The 24,632-nt window shown below is 62.9% G+C and carries 22 protein-coding genes; 10 read left to right on the top strand and 12 right to left on the bottom strand.

All coding sequences use genetic code 11. The annotated features are described in order from the left end of the window. Positions 1-5: 5 nt before the first annotated feature. Complete coding sequence (locus DKB71_RS20100; RefSeq protein ID WP_408596927.1) at positions 6-629, bottom strand: isochorismatase family cysteine hydrolase; 624 nt, start codon at positions 627-629, stop codon at positions 6-8. A 98-nt stretch (positions 630-727) separates the two neighbouring features. Here DKB71_RS20100 and DKB71_RS20095 point away from each other — a divergent pair, with 98 nt between their 5' ends. After that, the gene (locus DKB71_RS20095) at positions 728-1,246 is read left to right on the top strand and encodes a winged helix-turn-helix transcriptional regulator (RefSeq protein WP_408596925.1); all 519 of its coding nucleotides are present in this window, start codon (positions 728-730) and stop codon (positions 1,244-1,246) included. 110 nt (positions 1,247-1,356) lie between these two features. Continuing rightward, positions 1,357-1,695 (top strand): hypothetical protein, encoded by a 339-nt coding sequence (locus DKB71_RS20090; protein ID WP_046820258.1) that lies wholly within the window; start codon positions 1,357-1,359, stop codon positions 1,693-1,695. 215 nt (positions 1,696-1,910) lie between these two features. On the opposite strand, the gene DKB71_RS20085 is transcribed toward DKB71_RS20090, so the two are convergent. After that, positions 1,911-2,918 carry a LacI family DNA-binding transcriptional regulator gene (locus DKB71_RS20085; RefSeq protein WP_408596923.1) on the bottom strand — a complete coding sequence of 336 codons (1,008 nt, stop codon included), beginning with the start codon at positions 2,916-2,918 and terminating at the stop codon, positions 1,911-1,913. A 189-nt stretch (positions 2,919-3,107) separates the two neighbouring features. Here DKB71_RS20085 and DKB71_RS20080 point away from each other — a divergent pair, with 189 nt between their 5' ends. From DKB71_RS20080 to DKB71_RS20070, 3 genes are read left to right on the top strand one after another with little or no spacing between them, the layout of a single operon-like run. After that, a complete protein-coding gene (locus tag DKB71_RS20080) occupies positions 3,108-4,274 on the top strand; it encodes a Gfo/Idh/MocA family protein (RefSeq protein ID WP_408596921.1) in 1,167 nt (388 codons plus the stop codon). 38 nt (positions 4,275-4,312) lie between these two features. After that, a complete protein-coding gene (locus DKB71_RS20075) occupies positions 4,313-5,365 on the top strand; it encodes a sugar phosphate isomerase/epimerase family protein (RefSeq protein WP_408601138.1) in 1,053 nt (350 codons plus the stop codon). Positions 5,366-5,409: 44 nt separating this feature from the next. Further along, entirely contained in the window at positions 5,410-6,642 is a 1,233-nt protein-coding gene (locus DKB71_RS20070; RefSeq protein ID WP_408596919.1) for a nucleoside permease, read from the top strand. A 110-nt stretch (positions 6,643-6,752) separates the two neighbouring features. Here DKB71_RS20070 and DKB71_RS20065 read toward each other — a convergent pair whose 3' ends face one another. Next, the gene (locus tag DKB71_RS20065) at positions 6,753-7,310 is read right to left on the bottom strand and encodes a TetR/AcrR family transcriptional regulator (protein ID WP_408596917.1); all 558 of its coding nucleotides are present in this window, start codon (positions 7,308-7,310) and stop codon (positions 6,753-6,755) included. A gap of 170 nt (positions 7,311-7,480) precedes the next feature. Here DKB71_RS20065 and mexE point away from each other — a divergent pair, with 170 nt between their 5' ends. The 5 genes from mexE (at position 7,481) to DKB71_RS20040 (ending at position 14,256) form a co-directional block, all read left to right on the top strand. Further along, positions 7,481-8,740: a multidrug efflux RND transporter periplasmic adaptor subunit MexE gene (gene mexE, locus DKB71_RS20060; protein WP_408596915.1), complete on the top strand. Its 1,260-nt coding sequence runs from the start codon at positions 7,481-7,483 to the stop codon at positions 8,738-8,740. Between the two features lie 12 nt (positions 8,741-8,752). Next, a complete protein-coding gene (locus DKB71_RS20055) occupies positions 8,753-11,932 on the top strand; it encodes an efflux RND transporter permease subunit (RefSeq protein WP_408596913.1) in 3,180 nt (1,059 codons plus the stop codon). Next, entirely contained in the window at positions 11,929-13,347 is a 1,419-nt protein-coding gene (locus DKB71_RS20050) for an efflux transporter outer membrane subunit (protein WP_408596911.1), read from the top strand. Before DKB71_RS20055 ends, DKB71_RS20050 begins: the two co-directional genes overlap by 4 nt. A 92-nt stretch (positions 13,348-13,439) precedes the next feature. After that, the gene (locus DKB71_RS20045; RefSeq protein WP_408596909.1) at positions 13,440-13,838 is read left to right on the top strand and encodes a hypothetical protein; all 399 of its coding nucleotides are present in this window, start codon (positions 13,440-13,442) and stop codon (positions 13,836-13,838) included. A 22-nt stretch (positions 13,839-13,860) separates the two neighbouring features. After that, on the top strand, positions 13,861-14,256 hold the full coding sequence (locus tag DKB71_RS20040) for a hypothetical protein (RefSeq protein WP_408596907.1): 396 nt from the start codon (positions 13,861-13,863) through the stop codon (positions 14,254-14,256). Positions 14,257-14,268: 12 nt separating this feature from the next. Here DKB71_RS20040 and DKB71_RS20035 read toward each other — a convergent pair whose 3' ends face one another. The 9 genes from DKB71_RS20035 to DKB71_RS19995 form a co-directional block, all read right to left on the bottom strand. Next, positions 14,269-14,988, bottom strand: coding sequence for an NAD(P)H-dependent oxidoreductase (locus DKB71_RS20035; protein ID WP_408596905.1), 720 nt, complete (start codon positions 14,986-14,988; stop codon positions 14,269-14,271). 22 nt (positions 14,989-15,010) lie between these two features. Then, positions 15,011-16,552, bottom strand: a complete 1,542-nt coding sequence (locus tag DKB71_RS20030; RefSeq protein ID WP_408596903.1) for an acyl-CoA carboxylase subunit beta — start codon at positions 16,550-16,552, stop codon at positions 15,011-15,013. Positions 16,553-16,621: 69 nt separating this feature from the next. Continuing rightward, positions 16,622-17,806 (bottom strand): thiolase C-terminal domain-containing protein, encoded by a 1,185-nt coding sequence (locus DKB71_RS20025; RefSeq protein ID WP_408596901.1) that lies wholly within the window; start codon positions 17,804-17,806, stop codon positions 16,622-16,624. Further along, positions 17,803-19,332: an AMP-binding protein gene (locus tag DKB71_RS20020; RefSeq protein WP_408596899.1), complete on the bottom strand. Its 1,530-nt coding sequence runs from the start codon at positions 19,330-19,332 to the stop codon at positions 17,803-17,805. Before DKB71_RS20020 ends, DKB71_RS20025 begins: the two co-directional genes overlap by 4 nt. An 8-nt stretch (positions 19,333-19,340) precedes the next feature. Further along, on the bottom strand, positions 19,341-19,757 hold the full coding sequence (locus DKB71_RS20015) for a Zn-ribbon domain-containing OB-fold protein (protein ID WP_323609025.1): 417 nt from the start codon (positions 19,755-19,757) through the stop codon (positions 19,341-19,343). 7 nt (positions 19,758-19,764) lie between these two features. After that, complete coding sequence (locus DKB71_RS20010; protein ID WP_323628599.1) at positions 19,765-21,264, bottom strand: hypothetical protein; 1,500 nt, start codon at positions 21,262-21,264, stop codon at positions 19,765-19,767. Positions 21,265-21,267: 3 nt separating this feature from the next. Then, entirely contained in the window at positions 21,268-22,665 is a 1,398-nt protein-coding gene (locus DKB71_RS20005) for a hypothetical protein (protein WP_408596897.1), read from the bottom strand. Continuing rightward, positions 22,662-24,071, bottom strand: a complete 1,410-nt coding sequence (accC, locus tag DKB71_RS20000) for an acetyl-CoA carboxylase biotin carboxylase subunit (protein WP_408596895.1) — start codon at positions 24,069-24,071, stop codon at positions 22,662-22,664. Before accC ends, DKB71_RS20005 begins: the two co-directional genes overlap by 4 nt. Further along, entirely contained in the window at positions 24,071-24,535 is a 465-nt protein-coding gene (locus DKB71_RS19995) for an acetyl-CoA carboxylase biotin carboxyl carrier protein (protein ID WP_408596893.1), read from the bottom strand. The genes accC and DKB71_RS19995 overlap by 1 nt, the downstream gene beginning before the upstream one ends. Positions 24,536-24,632 lie beyond the last annotated feature (97 nt).

Raw genomic sequence — 24,632 nt, 5'->3', positions numbered from 1 at the left:
TGTGCTCACGGCTTGAGGGTGGCGATCAGTTGCTCGGTGGTGACAATCGAATGGGCGAAGGTCGGGCCGTTCAGTTCATGGGCGGCGTGCATCATTTCCGGCTTGAAAGCGGCGGTGGCGTCGCGCACCAGGGTGACGTGGTAGCCCAGTTCCTGGGCGTAGCGGGCGGTGGCCTCGATGCAGGTGTTGGCCAGCAGGCCGACGATGATCACGTGGGTGATGCCTTTCTGCTTGAGGCGAAAATCCAGGTCGGTGTTGGCAAAGCCGCTCGAACCCCAATGCTCCTGGATGACGACGTCGCCAGGCTGGGGCGCGAAATCGGGATGCCATTCGCCGCCCCATTCGCCGCGGGCGAAGTGGTGCATGTGCTGGATCTTGCATTGAGTAGGGCTTGGGTGATCCCAATTCTCGTAGTCGCCTTGTTCCCAGCGCCGGTGCGGTACGATGAATACCGGTATGTCCAGGGCGCGGACGGTACGGTCGAGGGTGCGCAGGTTGTCCAGCAGGCCGACTTGCCGGGCGATCGGTTCGAGCAGCGGGAAGATCTTGCCGCCTTCGGACAGGAAGTCGTTGTAGGGATCGACCAGCAGGTAGACGGTTCGATCCAGCGGGTAGGGGGTGTTGGACATGACCAATGCTCCAGGAAATGGACGGATCGCTGCCATGGGCTTGCCGTGGCATCGTGTAGATATGATAATCATAGTTAATTGGAAAGAGGCAAGCCCGTATGGCGTTAAAAAAGACTAGTCCTGAAACCCTGTGTCCGATTGCCCGGGCCGAAGACGTGGTTGGTGATCGCTGGACCGTGCTGGTGTTGCGCGAGTTGTTCATGCGCAATCACCGCTACGATGAGATCCAGGCGCAGACCGGCGGCACCCCGCAGATGGTCGCGACCCGCCTGAAAAGCCTGGAGGCGGACGGCATGGTCGAGCGCCGCGCCTACAACGAGCGGCCGCCGCGCTACGAGTACCACCTCACGGCCAAGGGGCAGGCGTTTTATTCTGTGGTGCTGGCGTTGCGGGCCTGGGGCGAAACCTGGTGCAAGTCGCCGCAAGAGGGTTTGGCCGTGCGCTACACCCACCAGCGCTGCGGGCAGCCCGCGGGGCTCGGGCCGTTGTGTGAGCATTGCGGCGAGTTGTTGCGCCGTGACGAGCTGAGCAGCGAGCCCAGTGCAGCCTATGCCCTGGAGCGCCAGGAGCGGCGCGATGCGGTCAAGCGCGGGCCGGTGGTCAAATCCGCTGAGTGAACCGGCGACTATTCGTTGCACTGATAGTCACAATCATCCATCACAAGTTCTGTTGCTGCCGGCAAACAGGGAACATGCCGTGCATTGAAAACGCTTTGCGGAATCCTGTGATGAAGATGCTGACTCGACTGGCGCTGATCGCCCCCTTGCTGCTGTCCGGGTGTGCTTCTGCACCCAATGACCCGACACTGACCCTGCAGACGAAAAAGGCACCGGCGGACTACGCCCAGTGTGTCTTGCCGAAATTGCAGGAAGACGCGCTGAGCGCAACGATTTCGCAGACCCAGCGCAGCTATCGAATCGTCGTTTCGAGCAAGGTCGCCGCCGACGATGTGCTCGAAGCCTACAAGGCCTCGAATGGCGGCAAGGTGTTCCTGTACGAACGCACGTTGCTGGCTTCGACGTTCGGGCCATCGCGGCTTGAACGTGCTGCTCAGGAGTGCCTTTAACCAAGCCCCGCAACCCCTCCCATCGGTGCAAGCAAATCCACTGTATGCGAGCCTGCTCGCGAAGAGGCCGGCACATTGAGCATGGATGTCGACTGACCCACCGCCATCGCGAGCAAGCTCGGTCCCACATTTGATCTTCAGTGAATTCAAAAAACAGGCACGATACAGATCCATTGTGGGAGCGGCCTGCTGGCGAAAGCGGTGCCAGTGGTCTTCTAAGTTGTCTGTTGCACCGCCGCCGTGCTGCCGCGCAACGTCAGCTCGAACGGCAACACCACATGCCGCTGTACCAGCGGTTTCTTTTCGATCAGCGCAATCAACATTTCGACGGCTTTCTGGCCGAAGACTTCGGCGGGTTGTGCGATGGTCGTCAGCGGTGGGTCGCAGTACTGTGCAAAGGGAATGTCGTCAAAGCCGACCAGCGAAATGTCCTCGGGTACCCGTAAACCCTGTTGCTTGATGCGTTTCAACGCGCCGATGGCCATTTCATCGTTTTCGCAGAACAGTGCAGTGGGACGCTCGGGCAGGTCCAGCATGGCGGCTGCGCCGTCATCACCGGCCTTCAGGCTGAAATCTCCATGGCAGATCAGCGCCGGGTCGCAATCGATGCCGGCCTGACGCAAGGCATCCTGATAACCAGCCACGCGATCGCGGGTCAGCGGGCTGCTTTTCGGGCCCTTGATCAGGCCGATCCGGCGGTGGCCCAGTTCGATCAGGTGTTCGGTCATGGCCTTGGCGGCCGCGCGATTGTCCAGGCTGATGGTCGGATGACGGCCGCCTTGAATCACCTCGCAGGCGTTGACGATGGGCGGCAACTCGACGTTGGGGAAGGGCGCCTCGAACGGGTCGAAGGCACGCAACTGGATCACGCCGTCAGCCTGATGGTTGTACACCAGCTCGGCGAATTCCCGTTCGATCTCTTCGCGGCCCTGGGTGTCGCACAGCAGCAGCCGATAGTTGGCCGCCTGCGCCGCCTGTTGCGCGCCGCTGATGACCCGGGCAAAAAAAGTGTTGGCGATGGCGGGCACCAGGATCACCAGGTTGCCGGTGCGGCGCGAGCGAAACTGCACTGCCATCAGGTTCGGCCTGTAGCCGGCCTGTTCCACGGCCGCGTTGACCTTGTCCCGTGTCTCGGGAAGCACACGCTCAGGCGATTTCAGGGTTCTGGACACCGTGGCCACCGAGACGCCGGCCAGCCGGGCTACTTCACGGATATTGGACAAAATCACCTCGTTATCGAACCGCGCGGGCGGCGAGCTTAACGCAGTTAGCCTTGGGCTGAAATGTTAATGGAACCTAATCCGGGGTTTGACAGGCAACGAAACTGAGCCTAAATTTCCGCCACGATGTAACCGGTTACATCATAGCCGGGATTCAAGTTTGAAAAGCCGCTTCCAACAGAGAACATTGCGATGAACGCTGCAATACCAAAAATAAGATTGGGCTTTGTCGGGGGCGGCGAGGGCGCATTCATTGCTCAAGCCCACCGCCAGGCCGCCGGCCTCGATGGCCGTTTTGAACTGGTGTGCGGCGCGTTCAGTCGCGATGCACAGAACAACCGGAACACTGGCGCAGCATTGGGCTTGCCGGCCTCGCGCTGCTACAGCGACTGGCAGCAGATGCTCGAGGCCGAGCGTGTATTGCCCGCCGAGCAGCGCATGGAGCTGCTGGTGATCGTCACGCCCAACCACTTGCACGCGCCGATCGCCAGCCAGGCGCTGAGCGCGGGTTTTCATGTGTTCAGTGAAAAGCCCGCGGCGCTGAACCTGGCCGAATTGCTCGCACTCAAGGACGTGGTCGAACGCAGCGGCCGCCTCTACGGCCTGGCCCATACGTACCTGGGTTACCCCATGGTCTGGCAGGCACGCGAAATGGTGCGCAGCGGCGTAATCGGTGCGGTGCGCAAGGTCATTGTCGAGTACCCCCAGGGCTGGCTCAGCCAGGATGTGGCCGGGCAAGGCAACAAGCAGGCGCAATGGCGTGACAGCCCTGAACAGTCCGGTTTGGGCGGCTGCATTGGTGACATCGGCACCCATGCCTTCTCTTTGGCCGAGTTCGTCGCGGATCAACCGATCCAGCACCTGTGCGCAATGTTGGGCGTTCACATCGCCGGCCGTCAGCTGGACGATGACGCCTCGATGCTGTTCAAGATGGCCGGCGGCGCCAGCGGCGTGTTGATCGCCAGCCAGGTCTGCGCCGGCGAAGAAAACCCGCTGAAAATCCGCGTCTATGGCGACAAGGGCGGGCTGGAATGGCGGCAGGAAGAACCCGCCAGCCTGATCCACCGTGCCCCCGATCAACCCATGCGCATCCTGCGCTCCGGCGTCGGCCAGCCGTGGCTGTGCGCAGCCGCCAGTCAGCGCATGCGTTTGCCGGCCGGGCATCCCGAAGGCTATCTCGAAGCCATGGCCAATCTCTACGGCGAATTTGCCCGCGCCATCCGTGGCAATGTCGCGGGGCACGATGCTCCCGGGGTGCCCGGGATCGACGTCGGCCTGCGCGGCATGGCGTTCATCGAGACCGTGATCGCCAACCATCGTGGCGACGCCAAGTGGACCGAACTGGTCTGCACCCCATGACTCTGGAGACTCCCATGACCGACCTTACTCAAACCGGCATGCGTGGCCCGGGGATTTTCCTCGCGCAGTTCATGTCCGCCGAAGCACCTTTCGATACCCTGGCCAACATCGCCCACTGGGCGGCCTCCCAGGGTTACAAGGCCATTCAATTGCCGACCCTGGGCACGCAGTTCATCGACCTTGCGCGCGCCGCCGAAGACCAGGATTACTGCGATGAACTGAAAGCCGTCTGCGCCCAGGCTGGCGTCGAAATCAGTGAACTCTCGACCCATCTGCAAGGCCAATTGGTGGCGGTACATCCGGCGTTCGACACGCTGTTCGATGACTTCGCACCGGCACATTTGCGCGGTCAACCCCAGGCACGCACCGACTGGGCCATCGACCAATTGAAGCTGGCGGCTCGCGCCAGTCAGCGCTTGGGCCTTAAAGCCCACGCGACCTTTTCCGGCGCGCTGCTCTGGCCCTACATCTACCCATGGCCGCAGCGCCCGAGTGGCCTGGTCGAGCAGGGTTTCGCCGAACTGGCCAAGCGCTGGTTGCCGATCCTTGATTGTTTCGAAGAGGCCGGCGTCGACCTGTGCTACGAGATTCACCCCGGCGAAGACCTGCACGACGGCGCTTCCTTCGAGCGCTTCCTGGAGGCGGTCGATCACCATCCCCGCGCGGCGATCCTGTATGACCCCAGCCACCTGCTGCTGCAGCAAATGGACTACCTGGGCTTCATCGATCGTTACCACGAACGCATCCGCATGTTCCACGTCAAGGACGCCGAGTTCCGGCCCGATGCCCGTTCCGGGGTCTACGGCGGTTATCAGGGCTGGGTCGAGCGGCCGGGGCGATTCCGTTCCCTGGGCGATGGCCAGATCGATTTCAAATCGATCTTCAGCAAACTGACCCAATACGACTTCGCCGGGTGGGCCGTGCTGGAGTGGGAATGCTGCCTGAAGGACTCTGCGCAGGGCGCCGCAGAAGGGGCGGCGTTCATCGAGCGACACATGATCAGCAAGACCCGAAAGGCTTTCGACGATTTCGCCAGTGTGTCGTCAGACGCCGCTTTCAATCGACGATTGTTGGGGCTAACTGACGCCTGAACACATTTCTCTCGCACAAAAACAACAATAAGACGGTGACTGTCATGACCACGATGACCGCGCGATTAAGCGCAATGATGTTCCTGCAGTTCTTTATCTGGGGTGGCTGGTTCGTCACCCTCGGTACTTTTCTCGCCAGCAATCTGGGCGCCACTGGCGGGCAGATCGGCATGGCGTTCTCGACCCAGTCATGGGGGGCGATCATCGCGCCGTTCGTGATAGGTCTGATTGCCGATCGCTTCTTCAATGCCGAGCGCATTCTCGCCGTGTTGCACCTGGTGGGCGCGGTGTTGCTGTATCAGCTGTATCGCGCACCGGACTTCAGCACCTTCTATCCGTTCGTGCTGGCCTACATGATGATCTACATGCCGACCCTGGCCCTGGTCAATTCCGTCGCGTTCCGCCAGATGAGCGACCCGGCGCTGGAGTTCTCGCGCATCCGCGTGTGGGGCACCATCGGCTGGATCATCGCCGGCGTGGTGATCAGCTTCGTGTTTGCCTGGGACTCACAGGCGGCGATTTCGTCAGGCGGGTTGCGCAACACCTTCCTGATGTCGGCGATTGCCTCACTGCTGCTGGGCCTCTACAGCTTCACCTTGCCGCGCACCGCACCGCTCAAAGGCGAAGCGAACGGCGGCCTCAAGCAGATGCTCGGGCTGGATGCCCTGGGTTTGCTCAAGGATCGCAGTTATCTGGTGTTCTTCATCGCGTCCATCCTGATCTGCATTCCGCTGGCGTTCTACTACCAGAACGCCAACCCGTTCCTGGCGGAAATCGGCGTGACCAACCCCACGGCAAAAATGGCCATCGGGCAAGTCTCCGAAGTACTGTTCATGCTGCTTCTGCCACTGTTCATTCATCGCTTCGGGATCAAGCTTGCGCTGCTGGTGGGGATGCTGGCCTGGGCCTTGCGCTACCTGTTGTTCGCCTATGGCAACAACGGCGACCTGGCTTTCATGCTGTTCACCGGCATCGCCTTGCACGGCATCTGCTATGACTTCTTCTTCGTTTCCGGACAGATCTACACCGACGCCAAGGCTTCGGAACGCTTCAGGAGTTCCGCCCAGGGCTTGATCACCCTGGCGACCTACGGCCTGGGCATGCTGATCGGTTTCTGGGTGGCGGGGCAGGTGACCGACCACTACGCCGCGACGGCGGGTAGCCATGACTGGAAAAGCATCTGGCTGTTCCCGGCCGGGTTTGCCCTGGCGATCTTTTTCTGTTTTTCCCTGGCGTTCAAGGGACGAGAGAAGGTGGCGGTGCAACCCACGGTCTGACCCCTGTAGGAGCTTGCTCGCGATGGTCGCCAACGATAACGCGTCCTTTCAGGCAGCACGCGTTATCGTTGACGACCTTCGTCGGAACGCCGCCCGGAGCAAGCTCGCTCCTACAGAGAGCCCGGCCATGCATTGATCACCGAGGTCAGGAATTGCTGGGACAGCTCCGGCTTATCCAAGGCCCTGGCAACGAGCATGGCACCGGCAATCGAGGCAATGACCCGCAACGCTTCCTGGCGTTTTTCCTCCGGGTTTTCGCCCTCCACCAATGGCATCAGTATCTCGATCAAGCGCTCGATGCCCTTGGTGAAGGACTGGCTGACCGCGCCGCCGGTACGCGCGACATCGGTCGCCAGGGCGGGAATCGGGCAGCCCTCGGTCCAGTTGTCCAGATGCTTCTGGGTCAGGTAACCCTTGACCAGCTCCGGAATCGATTTGGCGTCCTGCCATTGTTGAATGTTGGTCTCGAACGTCCTGCTGACGGCCTCGCAAGCCAGCTGCTCCTTGCCGCTTGGAAACTGCCCGTAGAACCCGCCGTGGGTCAGCCCGACCGAACGGGACAGTTCGCCGATGCCGATCCCGTCGATGCCTTTCTCGCGGTACAGCCGGGAGGCGGCCGTGAGGATCGCTTCCTTGTTGGCCGCAGCCTTGTCTTTCGTCACTTTCATGGGGTGCTCCTGTGGCCGGTGGGCATGGCCCTTGGCAAGTCGTCGCTGAGAGGCTAGTAATTATGATAGTCGTCATATATTGTTGGCGCAAATGTGTGACGGCCAAATCTCTTTTTTTGCCCTTATACATGATGGCTATCATCAAAAACAATGCTCAAGGCGGATACTCCATGGAACAGTCCCTCAAACCTCTGCGTTATCCACTTGCCGCATTGGCACTCACGATGCTTGCCGCTTGCGATCGTGCGCCTGTCGCCGCCAATGCACCGGGGGCGCCGCACGTGACTGTGGCCAAGGTGATCGAGCAGCCTATTACCGAATGGGACGAGGTGACCGCACGACTGGAAGCCCCGGAAACCGTCGAGGTGCGTCCACGGGTATCAGGGCAGATTGAACGGGTCGCCTTTACCGACGGTGCGTTGGTGAAGAAGGGGGACCTGTTGTTCCAGATCGATCCGCGGCCCTTCGAGCACGAGGTCGAGCGTTTCCAGGCCCAGTTGCAACAAGCCCGGGCGACGCTGCTGCGCACCGCCAATGAAGCGCAGCGCGGGCAGCGCTTGCTCGGCAGCAATGCGATTTCCGCGGAACTGGCCGACAGCCGCACCACCACCGCACAAGAGGCCAAGGCCGGTGTCGATGCGATCCAGGCGCAGCTCGACCTTGCCCGGCTGAACCTGAGCTTCACCCGCGTCACCGCGCCGATCAGCGGCCGTGTCAGCCGCGCGGAAATCACCGCCGGCAACATCGTCACTGCCGATACCACGCCGCTCACCAGCGTGGTCTCCACCGACAAGGTGTACGCCTATTTCGACGCCGACGAACGCCTGTTCCTCAAGTACGGCCAGCTCTCCCGCCAGGGCCAGCGCGGCCAGAGCACGCCGGTGTACATGGGCCTGTCGAACGAAGAGGGCAACAGTCACCTGGGGCAGATGAATTTCGTCGACAACCAGGTCAATCCCAAGACCGGCACCATCCGGGGTCGTGCAGTGTTCGACAACGCCGACGGCCAATACACCCCCGGGTTGTACGCCCGGCTGAAACTGGTGGGCAGCGCCGCCTATGCCGGCCTGCTGATCAAGGACGAGGCGGTGGGCACTGACCTTGGCAAGAGGTTCGTGCTGGTCATCGATCAGGACAACAAGGCGGTGTACCGCAGCGTCGACCTGGGCCCCAAGCTTGAAGGCCTGCGCATCGTGCGCAGCGGATTGCAGAAGGACGACCGCATTGTCATCAACGGCCTGCAGCGGGTCCGTCCCGGTGCCGTGGTCGCCCCGCAGGACGCGCCCATGGCCGACCCGGAAACGGTGGCGACACTGGCCCGCCAACGCCAGGCCGTTGAGGCAGACAATCAACCCGCAAGCCCATCCTCCGCCTCCGTCAAATCACCAGCCCTGGTGAAAACGGATGCGCCTGCCAGCCCTCGCGGATAAGGGAGCACCGACATGAAATTCTCACAGTTCTTCATCACGCGGCCGATCTTCGCCGCGGTGCTGTCGCTGCTGATCCTGATCGCGGGCGCCATCTCGCTGTTCCAGTTGCCGATCAGCGAATACCCCGAAGTGGTGCCGCCGACCGTGGTGGTTCACGCCAACTACCCCGGGGCCAACCCCAAGGTCATCGGCGAAACCGTGGCGGCGCCGTTGGAGCAAGCCATCACCGGCGTCGAGAACATGCTGTACATGTCCTCGCAGTCCACGGCGGACGGGCGCTTGACGCTGACCGTGACCTTCGCCCTGGGCACCGACCTGGATAACGCCCAGGTCCAGGTGCAGAACCGCGTGACCCGCACCGAGCCGAAATTGCCGGAAGAAGTGACGCGCATCGGCATCACCGTGGACAAGGCCTCACCGGAATTGACCCTGCTGGTGCACCTGGTGTCGCCGGACAAGCGCTACGACATGCTGTACCTGTCCAACTACGCGATCCTCAACGTCAAGGATGAGCTGTCGCGCCTGGACGGCATCGGCGATGTGAAGATGTTCGGTATCGGTGACTACTCCCTGCGTATCTGGCTCGATCCGGACAAGACCGCCTCGCGCAACCTGACCGCCACCGACGTGGTCAACGCGGTGCGCGAGCAGAACCGCCAGGTCGCGGCCGGGGCACTGGGTTCGCCACCGGCGCCGAATGCCACCCACTTCCAGATGTCGATCAATTCCCAAGGCCGGCTGGTCACCGAGCAAGAGTTCGAGAACGTGATCATCCGCAGTGGCCCGAACGGCGAGATCACCCGCCTCAAGGATATTGCCCGGGTCGAGCTGGGATCCAACCAGTACGCCTTGCGCGCCTTGCTCAACAACCAGGAAGCGGTGGCCATGCCGATCTTCCAGCGCCCGGGGTCCAACGCCATCGACATCTCCGACCAGGTGCGGGCGAAGATGGCCGAGCTGAAGAAAAACTTCCCCCAAGGCATGGACTACGAGATCGTCTACGACCCGACCATCTTCGTGCGCAGCTCGATCGAGGCGGTGGTGCACACCCTGTTCGAAGCCCTGATCCTGGTGGTGCTTGTGGTCATCCTGTTCCTGCAGACCTGGCGCGCCTCGATCATTCCGCTGGTGGCGGTGCCGGTGTCGCTGATCGGCACCTTTGCCGTGATGCACCTGCTCGGTTTCTCCCTCAATGCACTGTCGCTGTTCGGCCTGGTGCTGGCCATCGGCATCGTGGTGGATGATGCGATCGTGGTGGTGGAGAACGTCGAGCGCAATATCGAATCGGGCCTGGAGCCGGTCGAGGCCACCAAGAAAGCCATGGGCGAGGTGACCGGCCCGATCATCGCCACAGCACTGGTGTTGTGCGCGGTGTTTGTGCCGGCGGCGTTCATATCCGGGCTCACCGGGCAGTTCTATAAACAGTTCGCCCTGACTATCGCCATCTCCACGGTGATCTCGGCCTTCAACTCCCTGACCTTGTCGCCAGCGCTGGCAGCGGTGCTGCTCAAGGCCCACGGCGCGCCGAAAGACCGCTTCTCGAAAGTGCTGGATCGCTTGCTCGGCGGTTGGCTGTTCAAACCCTTCAACCGCTTTTTCGACAAGGCCAGCCATGGCTACGTGGTTGCCGTGGGCAAGATCATTCGTGGCAGCAGCGTCGCCTTGCTGGTGTACGCCGGCCTGATCGGCATGACTTATATGGGCTTCAGCACCACGCCGACTGGCTTCGTGCCGACCCAGGACAAGAAGTACCTGGTGACGTTCGCCCAGCTGCCGGATGCGGCGAGCCTGGATCGCACCGAATCGGTGATCCGCCGCATGAGCACCATCGCGATGAACGAGCCGGGGTTCGACAGTGCCGTGGCATTTCCCGGGCTGTCGATCAACGGTTTCACCAACAGCCCGAACGCCGGCATCGCCTTCATCGGCTTGCGCCCGTTCGATGAGCGCAAAGACCCGAGCTTGTCCGCCGGGGCGATTTCCGCGTCGCTCAACGCCAAGTTCGGCGACATCCAGGACGCCTATATCGCCGTGTTCCCGCCACCACCCGTCCAAGGCCTGGGCACCATCGGTGGTTTCCGCCTGCAGATCGAGGACCGCGGCAACCTCGGCTACGAAGAGCTGTACAAAGAAACCATGAACATCATCGCCAAGAGCCGCAGGGTTCCGGAACTGGCCAACCTGTTCACCAGCTACACGGTCAACGTGCCGCAAGTGGAAGCGGCCATCGACCGGGAAAAGGCCAAGACCCACGGCGTGAAGATCAACGACATCTTCGACACCTTGCAGGTGTACCTGGGCTCGCTGTACGCCAACGACTTCAACCGTTTTGGCCGCACCTACCAGGTCAATGTGCAGGCCGAGCAACAGTTCCGCCAGGAGCCGGAGCAGATCGGCCAGTTGAAGGTGCGCAACGATCGCGGCGAGATGGTTCCGCTGGCGACCTTCGTCAAGGTCAGCCCGACGTCGGGGCCGGACCGGGTCTCGCACTACAACGGTTTCGTCACTGCGGAGATCAACGGCAGTGCAGCCCCCGGCTACAGCTCCGGCCAGGCCCAGAAAGCCATCGAGAAACTGCTCAAGGAAGAACTGCCCAACGGCATGACCTACGAGTGGACCGACCTGACCTACCAACAGATCCTGTCCGGCAACACGGCGCTGCTGGTGTTCCCGCTCTGCGTGCTGCTGGCGTTCCTGGTGCTGGCCGCGCTGTATGAAAGCTGGAGCCTGCCGCTGGCGGTGATCCTGATCGTGCCGATGACCCTGCTGTCGGCGATTGCCGGGGTGATCATTTCCAAGGGCGACAACAACATCTTCACCCAGATCGGCCTGATCGTCCTGGTGGGCCTGGCGTGCAAGAACGCGATCCTGATCGTCGAGTTCGCCAAGGACCGACAGGCCCAGGGCCTGTCGCCGCTGGACGCCGTGCTCGACGCCTGCCGCATGCGGCTGCGGCCGATCCTGATGACCTCGTTCGCCTTCATCATGGGCGTGGTGCCGCTGGTGACGTCCACCGGCGCCGGCTCGGAAATGCGCCGGGCCATGGGGGTAGCGGTGTTCTCCGGAATGCTCGGGGTGACCTTCTTCGGCCTGCTGCTGACGCCGGTGTTCTTTGTCCTGATTCGCCGCTACATAGAACGCAAGCAAGCGCGCAAACGCGCCAATGCACTGAACCTGGAGGTGCAACCATGAAAGCCCTGAAGTTGTTTTTGCCGAGTCTCCTGGTGACGGCACTGGCGGCGTGCACGGTCGGGCCAGACTACAAGACCCCCGACACCCCGCGAGCGGTCAGCGTTTATGCCAAGGCGGCCAACTACGATCAGGCGCGTTTCGAGCGCCTGTGGTGGCAGCAGTTCGACGACCCCACGCTGAACCAGTTGGTGAGCAAGTCCCTGGAAGGCAACCGCGACCTGCGGGTGGCGTTTGCCCGCTGGAAAGCCGCCCGGGCTATTCGTGACGATGTCAGCAACGACAATCTGCCCGTGGTCACCAGCCGCGTCAGCAGTGAGCAAGGGCGTGCGCAGGTGCCAGGGCAGACCGAGCACCGGGTCAACCTGGAGCGCTACGACCTGGGGCTGGACATGGCCTGGGAGATTGATCTGTTCGGGCGCATCCAGCGTCAGCTCGAATCGAGCGATGCGCGGGAAGACGCCGCGGCGGCGGATCTCTACCAGCTGCGGGTGTCGATGATCGCCGAGCTGGTGGATGCCTACGGGCAACTGCGCGGCGCGCAATTGCGAGAGAAAATCGCCCTGGCCAACTTGAAGAACCAGAGCGATTCGCGCAGCGTCACCGTGAGCCTGCGCGATGCCGGGGTCGGCAACGAACTCGATGTGGTGCGCGCCGACGCGCGCCTGGCCGCGGTGGAGGCGAGCGTACCGCAGCTGCAAGCGGAGCAGGTCCGGGAGAAAAACCGCATCGCCACCTTGCTCGGTGAACGCCCGGAGCAACTGAGCGTGTCCTTGAGCCCGGCGGACCTGCCGGCCATCGCCAAGGCGCTGCCGATCGGTGATCCCGGCGAGTTGTTGCAGCGGCGTCCCGATGTGCTGGCGGCTGAACGCAGGCTGGCGTCGGCGACGGCGGATGTCGGCGTGGCCACTGCCGACCTGTTTCCCCGTGTCAGCCTCAGCGGCTTCCTTGGCTTCACCGCCGGGCGCGGTTCGCAGATCGGCTCCAGCGCCGCCCGCGCCTGGAGCCTGGGCCCGAGCATTACCTGGGCCGCCTTTGACCTGGGCAGCGTGCGCGCCCGCATTCGCGGCGCCAACGCCGACGCCGAAGGCGCCCTGGCCACGTATGAACAGCAGGTGCTGCTGGCGCTGGAAGAGTCGGAGAATGCCTTCAGCGACTATGGCAAACGCCAGCAGCGGTTGTTGTCGTTGATCAAGCAGAGCGAGTCGAGCCGCGCGGCGGCCAGTCTGGCGGCGATCCAGTACAAGGAAGGGTCGGTGGATTACCTGGTGCTGCTCGATGCCGAGCGCGAGCGCTTGAATGCGCAGGATGCCCAGGCCCAGGGTGAAGTCGATCAGTACCGGGGGATCGTGGCGATCTACAAGGCGCTGGGGGGAGGGTGGGACAGTGGCGGCAACAAGCTGGCCGCGATGAACTGATGCCAGTTTATCGTGAATGATTATATTCACGGAGTATTGCGTGACTACTATTTATAGATTGGATCCGCTGCGTTATTACAGAGGTGAAAGAGATGAATAAGATAATGGCCTGCTCAATAGTTGTACTGTTGCTGGCGGGTTGCTCATCCTCTGGTCATCAAGCTGCCATGGATGCGCATGCTGATGCCCCACCGACTGCGAAACAGTTAAACGCAAGCGAGATAAATTCGACGGTAATAGGTCGCAAGCACTCCAGCGTAACGTCCACCGGATATCCTTTCTCTGAAACATTGAATCCTGACGGCACCGCAACCATCAAGATTTCCAGCGAGCCCATGCAAACCGGTACCTGGGTGATTACTGAGGACGTCATTTGCGTGAGTTATCAAAAATACGGCAAGGAATGCAATAAGGTTCTCAGTGACGGCGTCACGATCTGGTTTGTCGATAGTGTAAAAAACAAAACCAACAACAAGTTTACAGTTCAATAAGAGTTGATGCGCGAGGTGCAGCATGAACAAAGAATATTGGAGCTGTGTATTCCTGGCCCTTGTCTTGTCCGGTTGCGCTTCATCTGGTGGACATACGATAAAGCCGGTTTCGCCTTCGGCGGTTGCGCTGGATGACGATCAGGTTCGCAGCACACTGATTGGCAACAAGTTGCATAATGTCGGGCCTACGGGCTTGCCATATTCATTGAGCTTTAATGCCGACGGCACCGAGATATTCAAAATGTCCGGTAACCCACCCGAAACCGAACATTGGACCGTCAAGGATGGCGTGATCTGTTTCACCTCGCCCAAGATCCCCAAGGAATGCTATCGGCTGAAAAAGGACAAGGACGACTACTGGCTGGTAGATCCACAGACGGGCGCAGTGCACTACCACTACACCCTGACTGCGCAATGAACTCGCTGGCTCCTACAGCGGGGTGTCACCCAGACCCAGGGGAAAAAGCCGATCGTCGAACTGACTCAGGCGCGGGTACTCGATGGCCTCATCCGCATCGATGTTTTCCAGGCGCTGGCGATAGCTGAGCAAAAACGCCTGTCGGTCCTCAGCGCTGATGTACGGCACATGCCAACCGACAAAAGGTGGTAGCACCTCCAGCCCGACATAGGCCAAGGTCCCACGCAACAGCGGACGCAACATGTCTTCCAGGGGGCCATGGATCGCGTTGTCGCCGAACATGTGCTCACGCCCGCCCAGGGTCACGGTCACCAGGGCTTTCTTGCCGCTCAGGCCGCCTTGATCATAGAAGCGCTTGCCGCCGTAGCAGATGCCGGACACCAGTACCCGGTCAATCCAGCCCTTGAGAATGGCCGGTGTCGAGAACCAGTAGATCGGGAAGTTGAGGATCAGCAGGTCCGCCCACAACAGCTTGTCCAGCTCCTGCCGGATATCGGCGGCGAGGGTCTGCTCCTTGCTGTTGCGTCGTTGTTCGAGGGCGTAGACCAGGTATTCGGGATTTTCCCTGATGCAGAAGTCCTCGGCACTGGCCACCGGGTTCCAGTTCATCGCGTACAGGTCCGATACTCGCACCTCATGCCCTTGGGCTTGCAGGGTCTCGACCGCCTGGTCGCGCAGCGCAGCGGTAAAGGATTTTGGCTCGGGGTGGGCATGCACGATCAAAACATTCATGGCGAATCCTTGGAAGGAGAGATCAAAAGTAGGTCGGCCAGGTACGCATTTCGTGGCGTCCTATACCGTTGTTGAAACCGCGTCGTTGCGCCGCCAGTGCCTCGACCAGAAAACGCCGGGTTTCTCCCGGAGCAATCACCTCGTGGGTGCCCATGGCGCCGGCCAGGGCAAAGGCCGAGGTGTCTTTTGCGAACTCGGCATGCAGGCGCTCGTAGCGTTCCGGGTCGCTCTCGCGTGTCACGCCATGCACGACGCTGACCGCAACGCCGGGGTCGACGAAGCTGACGTCGGCCATGCACCAGGCGGCCGACTGGTCGCTGTTGCGGCCACCGCCGAAATTCAGGTACGCCTGACCGAAACTCTTGCGCACGATCACCGAAAGCTTGGGCACCGAACAGAGTTGCACCGCGTGAATCATGTTCATGATGTGCGCCGGTGCGCTGCGTTTCTCGCCTTCGATACCCACCAGGAAACCGGGGGTGTCGACCAGAAATACCAGCGGGATATTGAACGAGTCGCACAGGGCGATGAAGCCGGTGGCCTTGCGGCAGGCATCGGCGTCCAGAGCCCCGCCTTTGAATAACGGGTTGGAAGCGACAATGCCGATGCTGGCACCTTCGAGCCGAGCCAGGGCGGTGACGACCGAGCGACCGAAACGATCCTTGAGTGGAAACAGGCTGGCGCGATCGACCAGGGTGGCGAGCAGCTTGCGCATGTCGTAGGTCTTGCTGCGTTCTGCCGGGACGATGCGTTCAGGCCCCGACGAGTCCGGGCGGTCCTCGGGCGTGCAGGGCAGCTCGGACGGCAGCTCATTCGAATGAGAGGGCAAGTAGCCGAGAAAACGCCGGATGGCGCTCAGCGCTTCCTGGTCATTGTTCACAACCATGTCGGCCAGCCCGGTGATTTCAGCATGCATGCGCCAGCCACCGAGTTCTTCGGTATCCGAACTCTCGCCGATGGCCACCGAGGTGACTTTGGGACTGGAAACAGCGAGCATTGCGCCTTTGCGCATCACGGTGAAATCCGCCAGGCACGAATACCAGCTCGCCGAACCGAAGCAAGGCCCGAGCACTGCGCTGACCCACGGCGTCTCGCGCCGCCGGCAGTATTGCTGGGCATCCTGGCCGCCACCGGCCATGCTGCCCGCACCCATCGCATCCTGCATGCGCTGGCCCGACGATTCGCCGAGGAAAATCAGCGGCATGCCGTTGCGGGTGGCGCATTCCTTCATGTAGGCGATCTTGCGCGCATTGATCCACGAGGACGACGCGCCTTTGACCGTCATGTCGTTGGACACCACGGCGACACGGCGCGAGTCGATGCGGCCAAAGCCGGTGATCTTGCCGTCGGCGGGGGTGCTGTCGCGATCCTCGGGGCGGGCGGAGTGGGCCAGCATGCCGATCTCGCTGAACGACTGCGGGTCGAGCAGACCCTCCAGCCGCTCACGGGCGTTGAGCACGCCGGCATCGCGGCGCGCCTGGAGCCTGGCTTCGCCGCCCATGTTCAAGGCGGTGGCGCGACGGGAGTGCAGCTCTTGTTCGGGTGAAGTGTGTTCGCGGGTCATCGTGAAGTCTCTTTGGGAACCATGACGGCACGTCCGACGATTTCGCCGCGACGCATTGGCAGCAGGACCTCAATCACCGGGTTCGTTCGCCAGCACCATGTACATGAATGCCGACATGACGAGCCCGCCGGTCTGGACCAGGCAGCTGCTGGCATTGGCGACCTGGCGTGCGCCGCATTCGCCGCGCAGCTGGCGAACCGACTCGATCATCAGTTGCATGCCGAACTGACCGGAGTGGTTGAAGGCCAGGCCACCGCCCGAGGTATTCACCGGCAATGCACCGCCGGGCGCGGCAATGCCGCTGCGCAGGAACGCGCCAGCCTGGCCAGGTTCGCACACACCCATGGACTCGAGCCCGACCAGCACATTGATGGTGAAGGCGTCATAGATCTGCACCATGCTCAATTCGCTGCGCGGGATGCCGGACATGCACAGCGCACGCTCGACGCAGGCGCTGGTAACGCCATCGTCGAGCCAGTCGTTCGTATTGATCGGCGTGACGTGGCCCCGATAGGTATCGGCAAATCCGCGGATGAACACCGGCGGCCTGGCCAGGGTGCGGGCGTATTCGGCCTTGGTCAGGATCAACGCACCGGCGCCGTCGTTGACCAGGCAGATATCGGCCTTGCGTAGCGGGTCCGAGATCAGCGGCGAAGCCAGGTACTCCTCCATCGTCAGTGGTTGGCGCAGCGTGGCCTGGGGATTGAGGTGCGCCCAGCGCCGCGCGTTGATCGCCACTTCTCCCAGGTCCTCCGGGCTCGCCTGATAGCGATGCAGATACTGCTGGGCGAGCATCGCGTACCAACTGATCGGGCTGAGCACGCCGTAGGGCGCCACGAACTGGCCGGACGGGGAGCGCGGGTCGGTGACCACGCCGCCACGCTGACGACTGTGATCCAGGCGCTGGGTGCTGCCGTAGGTGACCAGTGCCACCGAGCACAGGCCGGCGTCGATGGCGGCCATGGCGTGGATCAAGTGGGTGAGCGGCGAGCCGCCGCCCACCACCGTGCTGTCGACATAGCGCGGGGTGATGCCCAGGTATTCGCTCACCAGCAGCGCATTGGCGCGGTCGTCCCAGTGGGCGAATACTCCATCGACATCGGCCAGGGTAAGCCCGGCCTCCAGCAGGGCCGCGCGGGCCGAGCGGCATTGCAGCGACAGCGCGGTGTCGCCTGGCTGCGCCTTGCCGAGGCCGGCTTCGCCGACACCGACGATGGCATAGCGGCCGGCCAGGCGGGATGCGTCGAGCGTCATGGTCGAGGCTCCTGCGCGATGAGCTGTGCACGCACGTCTTTCTTCAACACCTTGCCAACCGGGCTGCGCGGCAGGCTGTCCCAGAACAGCACGTGCTTGGGGGTCTTCAGGCTGCCGAGTTTTTCCCGGCAGGTGGCGATGAATTCCTGCGCGGTTGCACAGGCACCCGCCTTGAGTTCGATGACCGCGATGACTTTCTCGCCCCAGTCGGCATCGGGAATGCCGACCACCGCGCAGTCCATCACCGCCGGGTGCGCCCAGATCACTTGCTCGATCTCGCTCGGGTAGAGGTTGAACCCGCCGGAGATGATCATGTCCTTGGTGCGGTCGACGATGTACAGGTAACCGCCTTCGTCGAACACGCCGATGTCACCGGTGTGGTGCCAGCCGAACCGGCGTGCCTCTTCGTTGGCTTGCGGGTTGTCGTAGTAGCCGGGGGCGACCAGTTCGCCACGGGCGACGATCTCGCCGCGTTCGCCGGTCTCGACGATCCGCCCGTCATCATCCATCAGGGCCACTTCGCAGGCGCCGGTGGGACGGCCGGCCGAACCCAGGTGCTTGCCGTCACGCAGGTGGTCTTCACGGGTCAGTACGGTGATCACCCCGGGCACTTCGGATTGACCGTAAAACTGTACGAACACCGGCCCCCACAGGGCGATACCCTCGCGCAGCTTGTCCACGGACATGGGCGCGGCGCCGTAGATCACGTATTCGAGCGAGGAGCAGTCGCGGGTCCTGGCGTCCGGGTGCGAGAGCAGTCGGTAAATCAGGGTTGGCGGCAGGAACAGGTGGGTGATGCGCTCCCGTTCAATGGTTTCCAGTACCACGCCGGGGTCGGCGGACGCTGCAATCACATTGCGCGTGCCGAAACTCGACAGGGCCACGGCCGTCGCGCCTGCCGCATGGGTCAGCGGGGCCACGACCAGGTGCGCGGGGCTTTTTGCCGGTGGCATGAACTGGTTGCCGATGCGGTAGCAGGCGAGCAACGCGCGATGGCTTTGCATGATCGCCTTCGGCCGCCCCGTGGTGCCGCCCGAGGACTTGATCAGGGCAATGTCGTCGAGCCCCTGGCGCACTGTGCACTCTTGGCCGGCATGATCGCGGCACCAGGAGGCGATGCTCAGCCCGTCGATCGGCTGGTCCAGTCCGATCAGGGTTTTCAGGCTGGGCACGCCGGCGCGAATGCGCTCGGCATGCTCGGCGTACTGGGAGTGCAGCACCAGTACCGAGAGCTTGGTGAAACTCATGAACCAGATCAGGCTGTCGATCGAGTCCCTGGCATTCAAGGGAATGAAGGTGCTCCCGGCGCGCAAGGCGCCCAGCATGGCGACAAAGCTCAGCGGGTGATTGGGCGCCAGCACGCCGACATGCGCGCAGCTCAGGCCCAGCAGCGTCAAGGCATGGCCGATGGCATGGGAATCGGCCTGGACCTCGGCGTAGGTGAGGCTCAAGCCGGGGCCTTGCAGGCAGACATTGTCCGGGTGGCGATTGGCGCCCGCGTCGAAGTGGTCGGTGATCATTTGCATGGTGACGGCTAATCCAAAAGAGTGAACTGGGGCAGCGTGCAGGTTTCGCTGACGGGCTCGAAGCAGACGCTGACGCGGGCGCCGATGGCGACGCGGGTCAGGTCGGCATCGAGGATGTTGGCGACCACGCGCACACCTTCATCGAGGTCGATCAGCGCAACCACATAGGGCAGCCGGGATTCGAAGGCCGGCGAGGGCGCGATCCGGCAGACCGTCCAGGTGTAGATGCGCCCATGGCCGCTGGCGTTGATCCAGTCGAGGCGCTCGCACAGGCAGCTGATGCAGAAGGCCCGAGGGTAAAACTGGCAGGTCCCGCAGCCAGCGCAGCGCTGGATCACCAGTCGCTGTTCCCGGGCGGCCGCCCAATAGGCGGCCGTTTCGGCGGTGGGTTGCGGCAGGGGCCGAGCAGAGAGGGGAGTCGACATGGCAGCCTCAGTGAGTACGCAGTTCGAAACCGGCCATGGCGATATGCACATGGCGTTGCTCCGGGAGCTTGGCCAGCCCGGCGATCAGCTCATGCAGCGGACGACGCACGCTGAAGGTATCGTCGACCAGAACAGGGACCAGCCCGGTGATTTTTTCGTCGCCGTACATGGCACGCAGCAGCAGTTCATCGTCCGACAGGCCGGGGTAGCGGCTACGCAGTTCGGGAACCCTTGGCAACAGCACCGGCGGTGTGGTCGCCACCTCGCGGGAGCCGTTGGCGAGCACAAGAGCCTTGACGTCGTGATCGACCGGCAACGGCAGTGCGCCGAAGTAGCCGCACACGTACTTCTTCACTTCGTCGGGTACCACCTTGTAGCGCTCGCCGCTCAGTACGTTCATCACCGCTTGCGCGGCAATCATGGCGGGGAAGGGCGTGGCCATCACGGGCGAGCCCAGTTCCACGCGCACGCGCGCGATCTCTTCGAGGACCACCGGCAGCTTGTCGGCGATCCCCGCCAGCTGCAGTTGCGACTGTAGGTTCGACATGGCGCCACCGGCATATTGGGTGACGAAGTGCGCCGGGTCGTATTCCGCCGGGATACCCAGGGGAAAACCGTTCTCTTCGGCCACACCGGCGAGGTACTCGCCGATCTCGTCAGCGGCGCGGTCATCGAAGTCGACCTCGAAACCGATCTCGCGCAGGTTGCGAGCGAGCATCTGGGCCGAGGGCCCGGCATTGCCGTGGGCCAGCGGATCGATCGAACACAGCAGACGGTCGGCGCCGTGCACCGCGGCTTCGATGGCCACCAGCGAACCGGTCGCGTTCAGGCAGTGGGTGAGCACTTCGAGCGGTCGATCGCCGATCACTGCCTTGATCGCCGGCACGATGCTGCGCACCTGTTCCACGGTCATGCTGCCGCCGGCATCGCCGAAGGTAAAGGCGTCGATGTCGAAGCGCTCGATGGCTTCGCGCGCCTTGGCGGCGTAGAACGGCGCGTCGTAGCCAGGGGCCAGGTTGTAGATCATGGCGAGGTTGGTGGTGGCGCCGAGGCGCTTGGCGGTGGCTATCGCCGGCACCAGGTTATCCCAGCAATGCAGTGAGTCGAGGAAACCGATGTCGCGGGCACCGTTGGCGACCAGGCGCTCGACGTACAGCTCGCTGAGGTCGTCCGGCTCCGGGTAGAAGCTGCGCAGCATGTTGCTGCGCACGATGCCGCGCAACGGCGTACGGCGGATGCGCTCGGACAACAGGCGCAGGCGCTCCAGCGGGTTCTGGTTGAGGAACAGCACGCTGGCGTCGAACTGCACCAGGGCAACGCCTTCTATCGCATCGAAACCCAGGGCATCCAGGCGCTCGGCCATCGGCAGCATGTGCTCGGTGCGCATGCGCGTGGCCCACAGGCACTGGTGCGCATCACGCAGGGTGGCATCGACCAGCTGGATGCGCCGCCGTTTGCCGGTGCGGACAAATTCCGCGTGCACTTTTTCGCGTAGTTGGTTCAGCACATGTCACCCCTTGCTGTGTTCGAGATGGATGGACAGGCCGGGGCCTGTGACACTCAATACGGTGTAGTCGGGCCAGCGTTGCAGCAGCCCCTGCGTCAGGGCTTGTTCGGGTGTGCGCACTTCGTAGTGAAGCCGGTGCGCCGGCGGCAGCGCGGGGCAGCCGCAGACCAGTGCTGCCAGCGCCTCATCAGAGGCGGGCACTTCAATCGCACGGCACGGCTGCGCAACCGCGCCGATGCGTTGTTGCAGGCTGTTCAGCGACGTGTCGATCGGGCCGTAGCAGCCTTGCAGCCAGCGACGCAAGGTTGGCTGCAACGTGGCGTAGCGTGGGCCGCCGTCCAGATGCTCGAGCGCCTGTCGCGCAATGGCCCGGGCGAAAGGTTGCAACATCGGCGGCTGGCCCAGCTCCTGGCGAATGCGCGTGCACTCGCGGGCAAACTCGAACAGATCGGCCAGGCGTCCGCGCTCACGCAACGCTTGCATGGCCTCAGTGGCGATTTCGCCCGGCAACTGGTGCTCGTATGGAGCCAGGTCGAAGGCCCAGGGCACACTTTCGGCAAAGCCTTCCTGATCCGCCACTGCAGCGAACTGAGCCTGGGCTTCTTTCAGACGATCCTGATCCGGGGTTTGCAGCGGCAATTGCAGCAGCGCCGCCGAACTGATCAACCGTGCCAGTGACGGTACCGAGGCACCATTGGCGACACAGGGCAGCGCCGCATCGAGGCGGTCGATGCCGAGGCGAATCGCCTCCAGCGCCACCTGCGGGCCGAGACCGGTGTGGCAGCGGGTGTGCAGGTCCAGAGGGGTTCCATCAGCGCCGCTACGCAGCGCCGCGAGCAAGCCGGGCAGGCGATCGACATGCAGCAGGCCGGCTTCGTCGCGCAGCATGATGCGCTGCGCACCGGCCTGGGCCAGCCGCGCCGCGCAGGCCGAATAGTGGGCGTTGCCATGTTGATGATCGTCGACATAGGGCAGGGCGGCGATGGCGCTCAGGCCGTTCGCCAGTGCCAACTGCACCGCGTTGCCCAGGCGCTCGAAATCCAGCTGCGGATCGATCAACACCACCTCGCTGATGCCGGACCGGGCGAGCACCCGCAGCCAGCCGTCCAGCGTTTCGCCAGCGAGCACATCAATACGGCCATGGGCGGGCAGCAGGTTCACCGTGGCGCGCAGGGGCGTGCCATTGGCGCGTTCGCGCAGTGCCGTGAGGCGTTGCAGCGGATTTTCACCGCGGCCCAGACATTGCGCGATCACGGCGGGACTCAATACCTCGATCGCCGCCAGCCGGGCGTGCCCCAGTGAACTCATGGTGCCGAGCAGCATCGCCGTGCCGGGGGCGCCGACCCAGGCGGCGGTCTGGCCGTCGCTCAGGCTGACATCGACCAATGTTGTCATGCTCATGCGCGCTCCTTGGCTTGTTTCAAAGCCTGTTTGCGGGCAGGTACGAAGACGTCTTCGACCCAGCGGGTGGTGACCAGGCCCGCGACGAAGTCGGGGTGATCGAGCACGGCATGGTGGAAGCGGGCGGTGGTCGACAGGCCTACGACTTTCATGTCCTCCAGCGCCTTGCGCATCAGCACGATGGCCTCGTTGCGGGTCGGTGCATGCACGATCAGCTTGGCCAGCAGGGAGTCATAGAACGGTGGCACGGTGGCGCCGCTGTAGCAGTGGGTATCGACCCGTACGCCCGGGCCCTTGGGTGGCAGCCATTCGCTCACCAGGCCCGGGCTTGGGAGGAAATGGCGGTCCGGGTCTTCGGCGTTGATCCGGCACTCGATGGCATGGCCGACCAGCTTGACGTCGGCCTGGCTGAACGACAGTGGCAGGCCGGCGGCGATGCGAATCTGCTCGGCCACCAGGTCCAGGCCGGTGATCATCTCCGTCACCGGGTGCTCGACCTGGATGCGGGTGTTCATTTCCAGGAAATAGAATTTGCCATCGCGGTCATCGACCACGAACTCGATGGTGCCCGCACCGAAATAACCGACATTGCGCGCCAGGCGTACGGCGCACTCGCCCATTTGTTCGCGGGTGTGCGGCGCGAGGCTGGGGGAGGGTGCTTCCTCGATCAGTTTCTGGTGCCGGCGTTGGGTCGAGCATTCGCGCTCGCCCAGGTGCACAACATTGCCATGGCGGTCGCCCATGATCTGGATTTCGATGTGACGCGCCAGTTCGATGAACTTCTCGACATACAAGGTCGGATCGCCAAAGGCCGCTTGTGCTTCCGAGGAAGCGGAACGGAAGGCGGCTTCGGCCTCATCGTCGCTGCGCACGATGCGCATGCCGCGCCCGCCGCCCCCGGCGGTGGCCTTGAACAGCACCGGGTAGCCGATGTCGCTGGCGATGGCGCGGGCAGTTTCTGCATCGGCCACGGCATCAGAGCCCGGCACCCGCGGTACTTCGGCTTTTTCCGCCAGACCGACGGCGGTGATCTTGTCGCCCATCGAATCAATGATTTCGGCCGATGGACCAATGAACGCAATGCCGGCATCTTCGCAAGCCTGGGCGAAGTGCGAGCGCTCGGAAAGGAAGCCGTAACCCGGGTGGATGGCGTCGCAGCGCTGTTCCAGTGCCGTGCGCACCAGCAGGTCGGCGCACAGGTAGCTTTGCGCGGCCGGCGCGGGGCCGATGACCACGTACTCATCGGCCAGGCGCGCGGCCAGGCTGTCCTGGTCCGCTTCGGAGACGGCGGCAACCGATTCGATGCCCAGGGTTTTGCAGGCGCGCACGATGCGCACCGCGATTTCGCCACGGTTGGCGATCAAGACCCGGCGAATGTCGCGGGTTGCCACGGGAATGCTGCTCATCAACGTGCCTCCGGTTCAAGAATCATCAAAATCTGGTCGCGCTGCACCATCTGCAGGTCTTGGGCGACGATGCGCACGACGCGGCCTTTCAGCGGCGACGCGAGGGTGTTGAAGAGTTTCATGGCTTCGACCAGGCACAGCGGCGTGCCTGCCTCCACCAGCGTGTTCTCTTCGACGAAGGACGGTTGGTCAGGGCTGGGTTTGCGATAGAAGGTGCCCATCATGGTGGCGCGTACGGCGATCTGACCGGCGGCGATTTCGGGTTCGCGGGTGGCCGCCACAGTGGCCGGCTGCGCTGGTTTTGCGGGTTTTACACCTTGCGCAGGCGCCTGGGACCGCTCGATCGTTCCCGACTTTCTGGCAGTCAGGGTGGTGTCACCGACGCGGACTTCCAGAAAGTCCAGATGCCTCGTGTGATCCAGTATTTCCAGGATTCTTCGTGCTTCTTTATGAGTGAGCGACATGCCTTCTGGCCTCTTGTTGTTCGAATTGCCTTGACGGATATGAACATCGATACGTAGGATTGTCAACAATCAGACAATCATGTAATTTGCTGATCGT

Source organism: Pseudomonas sp. PLMAX, assembly GCF_046042685.1.
Lineage (GTDB): Bacteria > Pseudomonadota > Gammaproteobacteria > Pseudomonadales > Pseudomonadaceae > Aquipseudomonas > Aquipseudomonas putida_AE.
The sequence above is the reverse complement of the archived record's forward strand: the minus strand, read 5'-3'. Positions and strand labels throughout refer to the sequence as shown.